Raw genomic sequence first — 3,920 nt, forward strand, 5'->3', positions numbered from 1 at the left:
AAGGTTCATGGTTTACTTGCCTCCAAACAGGCGCGCGAAGAATCCTTGCTTCGGCACTTCGATGAACCGCAGGGGCTTTTCTTTGCCCAGCAAGCGGTCGACGGTGTCGCTATAGGCCTGGCCGGCATCGCTCTGGTCGTCGAGGATGACCGGGATGCCCTGGTTGGAAGCCTTGAGCACTGCCTGGGACTCGGGGATCACGCCCTTGAGTTTGATCGCCAGGATGTCGGTAACGTCGTCGATGCTCAGCATTTCGCCTTTTTCGACGCGCTCGGGGTGGTAGCGGGTGATCAGCAGGTGTTCCTTGATCGGCTCTTCGCCGTTCTCGGAGCGGCGCGACTTGCTCGACAGAATGCCCAGCATGCGGTCCGAGTCACGTACCGAGGAAACCTCAGGGTTGGTTACGACAATGGCTTCGTCGGCGAAATACATCGCCAGGTGCGCACCTTTTTCGATACCGGCCGGGGAGTCGCAGATGACGTACTCGAAGTCTTTCTTGAGCTCCATCAGCACTTTCTCGACGCCTTCCTGGGTCAGCGCGTCCTTGTCACGGGTCTGGCTGGCGGCCAGCACGTACAGATTCTCGAGGCGCTTGTCCTTGATCAGGGCCTGCTGCAGGTTGGCTTCGCCGTTGACTACGTTGACGAAGTCATACACCACGCGGCGCTCGCAGCCCATGATCAGGTCGAGGTTACGCAGGCCGACGTCGAAGTCGACGATGACCGTCTTGTGGCCGCGCAGAGCGAGGCCGGTGCCGATGGCGGCGCTGGTGGTGGTCTTGCCCACACCCCCCTTGCCGGAAGTAACGACGAGAATCTTGGCCAAGGTGTTTCACCCCTAAATAAGTTGGGACAGGTGTCCCAGCAATATGCAAAAAAACGGCAACAGGTAAAAAAGTTGCTCTAAAAATGACGGCAAGTATCCGTTAAAGACGGGTGATGTTCAACACGTCACCGGACAGGCTGACTTGCACGCCGGAGCCCCACAGCGGGTCGCGGCGCAGGTCTTCGCAGACCTTGTACTGGCCAGCGATCGAGACCATTTCCGCAGTCATCTGCTGGCAGAAGATGCGCGCTTTGGTGTTGCCCTTGATGCCCGCCAGGGCACGCCCGCGCATGGCGCCGTACACATGGATGTTGCCATCGGCCAGAAGTTCCGCACCCGGGCTGACCGAACCGGTCACCACCAGGTCGCCACCCTGAGCGTAGATCTGCTGGCCGCCACGCACCGGCGCAGTGATGATGCGCGTCGGGCGCACCTGTGGCTCGGCCGCAGGCGCCGGGGCTGGCTCGGGCTGCTTCACCTCAGGCTCTGGCTCCAGCGGCCGCTCGCGTGCACCGGACGGCGGTAGTACCGGCAGGTCGATGGCGATCGCCGCGGCGATGTCTTCGATGCGGTTGGCGCGGATCGCCAGGGTACGCAGGCCATGATGGCGGCAGATACGCATCAGGCCGGGCAGGTCGATCGCGCCTTCGCTGGCCGGCAGCTTGTCCAGCGCCAGCACCAGCGGCGTGTTGCTGAAGAAGTTGGGCGCCTGGGCGACTTTGGCCGCCAGTTGGCGGTCAAGGGCTTCAAGGTCATTGCGCGCCAGTTCCAGCACAGTGATGGCGAGCATGCTGCCCTTGAGCTGGAACACGGAGGCGGTGTCGGGGGTCTGGTTTAGGCTCATGGTCTGCATAGACGGCTTGTTGCGAAAAAAGTGCCCTGACTTATAACGAGAACACCCGTTGCCCGCAACATGCGCTGATCCGTTGTAGAATGCGCGGCCTTTGTCTTTCCGGAAGCTTCAATGGAACGCCCGCGTTTTCGTCCCTATTTCCTCCACCCACGATTCTGGGGCCTGTGGCTGGGCCTGGGCCTGCTGTGGCTGGTGGTCCAGTTGCCGTACCGGGCCTTGCTGTGGCTCGGAAGCGCCCTGGGCGCGCTGATGTACCGGCTGGCCGGTGAGCGTCGACGCATTGCCGCGCGCAACCTGGAGCTGTGCTTCCCGGAGCTGTCTGTCGACGAACGGCGGCGTTTGTTGAAGGCCAATTTCGCCTCCACCGGTATCGCCTTCTTCGAAATGGCCATGAGTTGGTGGTGGCCCAAGGCCAGGCTTGCGCGCTTGGCCCATATCGAAGGCCTCGAGCACCTGCAGGCAGCCCAGCAGGCAGGGCAGGGCGCGATTCTGATGGCCGTGCACTTCACCACCCTGGAAATCGGCGCCGCGCTGTTGGGCCAGCAACACACCATCGATGGCATGTACCGTGAGCACGGTAACCCGCTGTTCGACTTCATCCAGCGCAGCGGCCGTGAGCGGCATAACCTCGACTCGCTGGCGGTGGAGCGTGAGGACGTGCGCGGCATGCTCAAGCTGCTGCGTTCCGGCCGGGCGATCTGGTACGCGCCAGACCAGGACTACGGTGCCAAGCAGAGCCTGTTCGTGCCGCTGTTCGGCATCCCGGCAGCGACCGTCACCGCCACTACCAAGTTCGCCCGTTTGGGCAAGGCGCAGGTCATCCCGTTTACCCAGAAGCGCCTCGAAGACGGCAGCGGCTATCGTTTGGTGATTCACCCGCCCCTGGCAGATTTCCCAGGGGAAAGCGAAGAGGCGGACTGCCTGCGCATCAACCAGTGGATCGAAGGCGTATTACGCGAGTGCCCCGAGCAATACTTGTGGGCGCACCGGCGCTTCAAGTCGCGGCCCGAAGGGGCGCCCCGGCTGTACGACAAGAAAAAGCGGTGATCTTTGAGCGGTCAGTGAGGCATCGATGTCCCCAACCACCGGCCTGATCCTCTCAGGCGGCGGCGCCCGCGCCGCCTATCAGGTCGGCGTACTGGCCGGCATCGCCGAACTGCTGCCACCCGGCGCGCCCAATCCCTTCCCGGTCATCGTCGGCACTTCGGCCGGCGCCATCAATGCGGTCACCCTGGCCAGCGGCGCCACCCGCTTTACCGACACCGTGCAGAACCTCACCGCGTTCTGGCAGAACTTGCGCAGCCACCGGGTGCTGCGCAGTGACTGGCCGGGGGTGGTCCGCCAGGCCAGCCGTTTCGTCGGCCACAGCCTGCTGGGCCTGGGCGGCCAGGCGCCGGTGGCACTGCTCGACAGCAGCCCGCTGCGCGCCCTGTTGCAGGCGCAACTGAACCTGGACGGCATCGGCCACGCCCTGGCCAGCGAACAGCTACGCGCTGTCGCAGTGACTGCATTCGGCTACGAGTCCGGCCAGGCGGTGACCTTCTACCAAGGGCGGGGCACCATTGATGCCTGGTTGCGCCACCGGCGTATCGGCGTACCGACACCGTTGAGCATCGACCACCTGCTGGCCAGTGCGGCGATCCCGCTGCTGTTCGCGCCGGTCAGGCTGGGGGATGAGTATTACGGTGATGGCGCGGTTCGCCAGTCGGCGCCAATCAGCCCGGCCTTGCACCTGGGGGCCAGCCGGGTGCTGGTGGTCGGGGTTAGCGGCAACCCGCAGCGGCCGTCGCCGCCGCTGCCTACCCAGCGCGTGTTCAGTGGTCAGCAACCGAGCCTGGCGCAGATTGGCGGGCACATGCTCAACAGCACCTTCATCGACAGCCTGGAAGACGACATCGAACTGCTCCAGCGCCTCAATCACCTGAGCCACCTGCTGCCTGCCCACCTCGATGCACGGCGCCTGGGGCTGGCGCCGGTAGAGGTTCTGGTGGTGGCGCCCAGCCAGCCGCTGGACGAAATCGCGGCACGCCACCGGCGTGAACTGCCAGCGCCATTGCGGCTGTTCCTGCGTGGGCCGGGGGCGACGCGTACCAGCGGGGCTGGGGTGTTGAGCTACCTGCTGTTCGAGGCCAGTTACTGCAGTGAGCTGATCGAGCTGGGGCGGCGCGATGCCTTGGTCAAGCGGCGCGAGCTGGAGCAGTTTCTGGGGATTTGATGGAGGCAGTGCTGGCCTCTTCGCGGA

4 protein-coding genes are annotated in these 3,920 nt (G+C 64.3%); 2 read left to right on the plus strand and 2 right to left on the minus strand.

Annotated features, from left to right (window positions below; genetic code table 11):
* Positions 1-12: 12 nt before the first annotated feature.
* A complete protein-coding gene (gene minD, locus NP534_RS26045; protein WP_033700734.1) occupies positions 13-825 on the minus strand; it encodes a septum site-determining protein MinD in 813 nt (270 codons plus the stop codon).
* 100 nt (positions 826-925) lie between these two features.
* A complete protein-coding gene (gene minC, locus NP534_RS26050) occupies positions 926-1,678 on the minus strand; it encodes a septum site-determining protein MinC (RefSeq protein ID WP_274100634.1) in 753 nt (250 codons plus the stop codon).
* A gap of 111 nt (positions 1,679-1,789) precedes the next feature.
* Here minC and NP534_RS26055 point away from each other — a divergent pair, with 111 nt between their 5' ends.
* Positions 1,790-2,725: a lipid A biosynthesis lauroyl acyltransferase gene (locus NP534_RS26055; RefSeq protein ID WP_274100635.1), complete on the plus strand. Its 936-nt coding sequence runs from the start codon at positions 1,790-1,792 to the stop codon at positions 2,723-2,725.
* Between the two features lie 25 nt (positions 2,726-2,750).
* Positions 2,751-3,893, plus strand: a complete 1,143-nt coding sequence (locus tag NP534_RS26060) for a patatin-like phospholipase family protein (protein WP_274100636.1) — start codon at positions 2,751-2,753, stop codon at positions 3,891-3,893.
* Positions 3,894-3,920 lie beyond the last annotated feature (27 nt).

The sequence above is a fragment of the Pseudomonas sp. 39004 genome (assembly GCF_028682155.1).
Lineage (GTDB): Bacteria > Pseudomonadota > Gammaproteobacteria > Pseudomonadales > Pseudomonadaceae > Aquipseudomonas > Aquipseudomonas capeferrum.

Excerpts from the sequence above, each read along its gene's own strand:
- NP534_RS26055 (WP_274100635.1), top strand. The coding sequence starts at position 1,790 with ATGGAACGCCCGCGTTTTCGTCCCTATTTCCTCCACCCACGATTCTGG.
- minC (WP_274100634.1), bottom strand. The coding sequence starts at position 1,678 with ATGCAGACCATGAGCCTAAACCAGACCCCCGACACCGCCTCCGTGTTC.
- NP534_RS26060 (WP_274100636.1), top strand. The coding sequence starts at position 2,751 with ATGTCCCCAACCACCGGCCTGATCCTCTCAGGCGGCGGCGCCCGCGCC.